The organism is Planktotalea frisia, from assembly GCF_001890925.1.
Lineage (GTDB): Bacteria > Pseudomonadota > Alphaproteobacteria > Rhodobacterales > Rhodobacteraceae > Planktotalea > Planktotalea frisia.
The window spans coordinates 1-4754 of sequence record NZ_MLCB01000072.1 but is presented as its reverse complement, the minus strand read 5'-3'; the positions used below and the strand labels follow the sequence as shown (position 1 = coordinate 4754).

Genomic DNA, 4754 nt, shown 5'->3' with positions numbered 1-4754 from the left:
CAAATTCAGATTACCTTGAGCTACAGTCTTTGAAAAATGAAATTCTCTCTGAGCAAGCTCAAGCCGTGTTCCAGTCACATACTTCTGCGAGCTTTCTGAGAACGTCTCTCGGTAGTAATTATGACGCGGCATTGGCTGAACTCGTAAAGCGCTATGCACCTACAAGTGGCTCCAAGTTATCGACAACAAACTCTAATCAGGTCACTCTTCTTGATTTGAAGAAATCGCAAATTCAGACTGAAATCGAGCTTCAGAAATTATCCAAGACGCTAACTACTAATTGGCAATCTACAGTTAGCAGCCCAAAATCTCGTGGGGCGGGTAGTACCTTGTTTGCTGGGGTTACGATGAATTTTCCGATTAAAGACGGCGGTAAGTCTGAAGCGACGATAGCTGCTTTGCAAAAAGAGCTTGAAGTAAACGCCTTAGAGGTTTCGACTTATGAGCAAGAGGTGACCCTTGCTCAACAGGGGCTTGATAACTTCTTCGCCTATTACGAAAAACAGAAAGTCCTTCTGAATGAGCGAAAGCGCATTGCAGACGAGCGCATTGTTGAACTTGAATTGAAGTTAAAATCTGGACGATCAGATGTGAGTGCACTTGCCAAAGAGTTTTTGGCTCTTGCTCAGACTGAGATAGCTATTGAGCGGTTGAACTTTGATCGTAAGGCTAAAACGCTGTCTGCTTTGAGTGTTACTGGGCAAACTTGCGAGTTGGTTCGCCTTTGCAATGCTATTGGAACTGGAAACTCTAAATGACAGCGGTTGAAGCTACCGAAATTGATGCTGCCAGCCAGGTGCGGGACGCCTTTGTTGTTCATGCGTTATTGCAACGTCTGGGATCAAAAAACACTTACAACGAAGTGAAAGAGGCTGTCTCATCTAGCCCTCGGGAAGCCACGATAGAGTGGGCCAGTGACGCTATAAGTCGCTTTGGCTTCATTTGTAATTCGGGAAGTGCGAAAGTTTCTGAGATTTCTTCTGGGTTATGTCCCGCACTCTTGCTGGGGAAAGAGGGTGACCTCGCAATTTTAGAAAATGTGCGTGGTGATGAGTTCACAATATTTGACGGCAATAAGCGGAAAAAGCGCAAGCTGAACAAAGCAGAGTTCAAGCAGTGGTATTCTGGACAACTCGTATACGCCCAACCTGAACTTGAAGGGCATAAGACGGTAAAAGCGCGGCTTAAAGCTCTTAGCCCTTTGAAGACACTGGGAACGGCACGTTTCTCTTGGATTGCGATCGCAGCGTTGCTTTCAAATATCTTAGGCTTGTCCACGTCACTTTTTGTTATGGTGGTTTACGACAGAGTTTTACCCAACCAAGCGACACAATCGCTTTATGCTTTGGCCATTGGAGTTGGCTTTGCTGTCCTGTTTGATACGCTTCTTAAGGGCGCTCGAAGCCGCATTGTGGAGCGTGCATCTGTGGGTGCTGATATTGCCGTCAATGAGGATATATTTGAGCAGTTTATCGAAGTGTCTAACACCAAAGACCGTAAGTCCGTTGGTGAGCTAGCCTCTGTTATGCGTGACTTTGAAGTTTACCGAGATTTTATGAGTTCAGCGACAATCCTAACTTTGATTGATCTGCCCTTTGTTCTTGTTTTTGTGGGCGTGATTTACATTATTGGGGGTCCTTTATTCCTCATTCCATTGATATGCATCCCAGTCATTTTGATGCTAATATTGGCGGTTCAACCATTACTGGTTCGCAATTCAGCCGCTGTTTCAGCATCCGCACAATCGCGCCAAAGCCTGCTTGTTGAGGTCTTGGGGGGCTTGGATGCGCTTCGGGTTAACGGTGCTTTTGCACTGATGAAGCGGAAGTTCCTCACGCAATCCAACTTTTATGCGAAGGCATCTCATCAGGCTAAAAGCTACGCGCAGATTAATGGAAACACGATCACGATAATCCAACAAATATCCCAAGTTGCGATCATTGTTTATGGGTTCCACCTGTTTGCTGATCAAGTGATTACAATGGGTGCCATCATTGCGACGGTTATCTTATCTGGTCGTGCACTGGGACCACTTGCCAAAGTTGGGCAAACGCTTGGACGGGCGAATGCTGCATTTGTTGCCCGTGGTAATTTAAAAAGGTTTTTGTCTGCGTCGCGTACTCAAAGTGATGGGAGCGGGTCTGCAATTAGGAACACACAAAACGTTGCAGTAGAAATAAGCGGTGCCACTCTTCGCTTGTCGGAAATGGGCCGCCCACTGTTTAACAGTATTAATCTTTCTATCAAGAAGGGTGAAAAGGTCGCCATTGTAGGGCGCACTGGCTCTGGAAAAACGTCTCTAGTTAAAATGATTGTTGGTCTACTCAAGCCTGAAACTGGCTCTGTCATAATCAATGGATCAGATATTAGGCAGTATCCACGTGCTGATTTGTTCCGAGCAATCGGGACAGTATTCCAAGAGCCATGGCTGTTTGCAGGAACATTGAGAGACAATGTCGGTTTGGGCCAAGATGATTGTTCTGAGGAACGTATGTTGGAATGTTTAACAGCGGCTGGTGCTGACTTTGTTGGGGATGGAACGACTGCTGCTTTGGAATTTGCCATTCAAGACCAAGGCAGCAATTTGTCAGGTGGTCAAAAACAAGCGGTTATGATGGCGCGTGCCCTTGCATTTAAACCAGCTCTTTTGCTGTTTGATGAACCTACGAGTGCTATGGATGGTTTAACTGAAGCAAATGTAATTAAGCATTTGTCAGAACAGTTAGATGATCGAACACTTATCATTGTTACTCATAAAATGCCTGTAGTGGCTATGTGTGACCGTGTCATTGTCATGGATCAGGGTAGGATTGTTGGTGATGGCACTAAGGACGCGTATTTTGAGCTTCTGAAAAAACAATCAGAGAAGAAGAACTAAGATGCGTCTCGCTCAAAATAACACATCCAGTGGCCGCGAATACTTTCTGATTACGTTGGTCACTGCCATTTTTGCAGTCTTCTTAGTTTGGGCCAATTATACTCAATTGGATTTGGTTACGCGCGGCAGCGGTCGCGTCATTGTTGATGGCCAAAATAAGAACGTACAATCCCCTGAGCGCGGCACAATAGCCACCTACGTGGTCGAAGAGGGCAGTTCAGTCACTGCAGGGCAAATCATCGCTACCATCAACCCGACCGAAGCTGAGGGCGTCTTAGAGGAGCTGGAGGCTCGCCTAAGCAATCTGAGATTAAAGATGATCCGTTTGGATGCTGAATTGAATGGAAACTCTATTGCTAGCGTTCGCAATAAAGTTACTGATTATCCAGATGCACTTCTTGATGCTGAAATTGAACTTATGGCCTCTCGGCGCGAAAGCTTGAATGCAGAATTGAAGAATTTGAACCAAGACAAACAACGCAAGGGTAAAGCTCTACTTAGCTTTGAGGCCGAAATTGATGGCCAAGGTGTACTTCAAACGCTTTTGAGCAAGGAAATGCTTGAGGTATTGCCTTTGGTTGATGCTGGGGTGTTGGGAAGCTCTGAACGCTTTAGACTGGAGCGAGAAGAAGCATCAATTCGAACACAGCTTCAGGTATTGTCGGAGAGGGTTGCTCAGACTGAATTGGAGATCGAGCAGATTGATAGCCAGCTAGACGCTGTCCAAATCAACTATAACACTGAAATCTATCAGGAACGATCTCAAGTTACTGGCGAGATTGCTGAACTTGAAGTTCGCCTTCCTGCGATCCGTCAACGGCTTAATGAAACTGAAATCCGCTCACCAATTAATGGCATTGTGAACCGCGTATTTTTTAATTCTGTGGGAGCGGTAGTCTCAAGTGGGGAAGTGGTTGCTGAAATTGTTCCAACAGGGGGGCAACTTCTCATTGAAGCCTTCGTCGATCCAAAGGACATAGCTACAATTGAGCCAGGCCAAGCTGCCAAGATTAGTCTCACCGCATATGATCCATCCAAATACGGGTTTTTACTTGGAACACTCACCAAAGTGTCGGCAGATACCGTGTTTAGGGAAGAAACTAAGTCCTCTGCATACTCAGTGAATGTGTCTATTGATACGGCAATTTATGAGAGTGAAGGCATACCAGTTTCTATTGTCCCTGGTATGATTGCACAGGTTGATATTATTCGGGGAGAGCGCACGATACTTGAGTATTTCTGGCAACCTGTGGCTAAGATGAAAGATACGGCGTTCAGGGAGTAGAAAAGGGTGATGTTTGTCGCCGTTCATCGTGGCTTAAGTAAAGATTTTGCCTGTTGGATCGGTTGCAGGACTACAAGAGGACAATATCAGGTCTCACCACTGCCACCGCCTTTTTAAACCTACTCCAGTAATACTCAGAATACTCTCGATCGTAATTGAAGCTGCTGTAGGGGTCTTCAAATTCATCATATACGGCACGAATTTGATAAGGTTTCATTTTGTTTATTACCTTTTGCAGCTTCACTTCATCATTAATGACAGTTGCTGCATCATATAAATAATCTAGTTCAGTTGGTTTATAGTACGTTGTTTGTTCGGTCATTTAGTCTCCATTTGGTCGGTTAATATTAAAAATTTTGACCTGCCCCCCTAGGTTCAGGACTCATAACCAGAATATGACGGTTGCAGCGAGGGCGATCGCTGACAGAAATACTTTGGGACATCGGTCATAGCGGGTTGCGACGCGTCGCCAGTCTTTAAGCCTGCCAAACATGCGTTCGATCCTGTTGCGGCGTTTGTAACGGCGCTTGTCGTATTGAAGTGGTCCGGCAAAACTGGACAGCGTGCTAAGATGTATCCAACCTTGAAGAC

The 4754-nt window shown here is 45.5% G+C and carries 5 protein-coding genes; 3 read left to right on the top strand and 2 right to left on the bottom strand.

Going from position 1 to position 4754, the window contains the following annotated elements; genetic code table 11:
- From PFRI_RS04065 to PFRI_RS04055, 3 genes are all read left to right on the top strand, one after another.
- Window positions 1-758, top strand: a 758-nt coding sequence (locus tag PFRI_RS04065; protein WP_217653408.1) for a TolC family protein, incomplete at its 5' end; no start/stop codon positions are given.
- On the top strand, window positions 755-2878 hold the full coding sequence (locus tag PFRI_RS04060; RefSeq protein ID WP_072629463.1) for an ATP-binding cassette domain-containing protein: 2124 nt from the start codon (window positions 755-757) through the stop codon (window positions 2876-2878). The genes PFRI_RS04065 and PFRI_RS04060, both read left to right, overlap by 4 nt.
- 1 nt (window position 2879) lies before the next feature.
- Entirely contained in the window at window positions 2880-4163 is a 1284-nt protein-coding gene (locus PFRI_RS04055; protein WP_072629462.1) for an HlyD family type I secretion periplasmic adaptor subunit, read from the top strand.
- Window positions 4164-4233: 70 nt separating this feature from the next.
- Here the strand turns inward: PFRI_RS04055 and PFRI_RS04050 are convergent, their stop codons facing one another.
- Together PFRI_RS04050 and PFRI_RS04045 are read right to left on the bottom strand one after the other, a co-directional pair.
- Window positions 4234-4485, bottom strand: coding sequence for a hypothetical protein (locus tag PFRI_RS04050; protein WP_072629461.1), 252 nt, complete (start codon window positions 4483-4485; stop codon window positions 4234-4236).
- A 60-nt stretch (window positions 4486-4545) separates the two neighbouring features.
- A partial coding sequence (locus PFRI_RS04045; RefSeq protein WP_139292089.1) for a transposase occupies window positions 4546-4754 on the bottom strand: 209 nt, incomplete at its 5' end.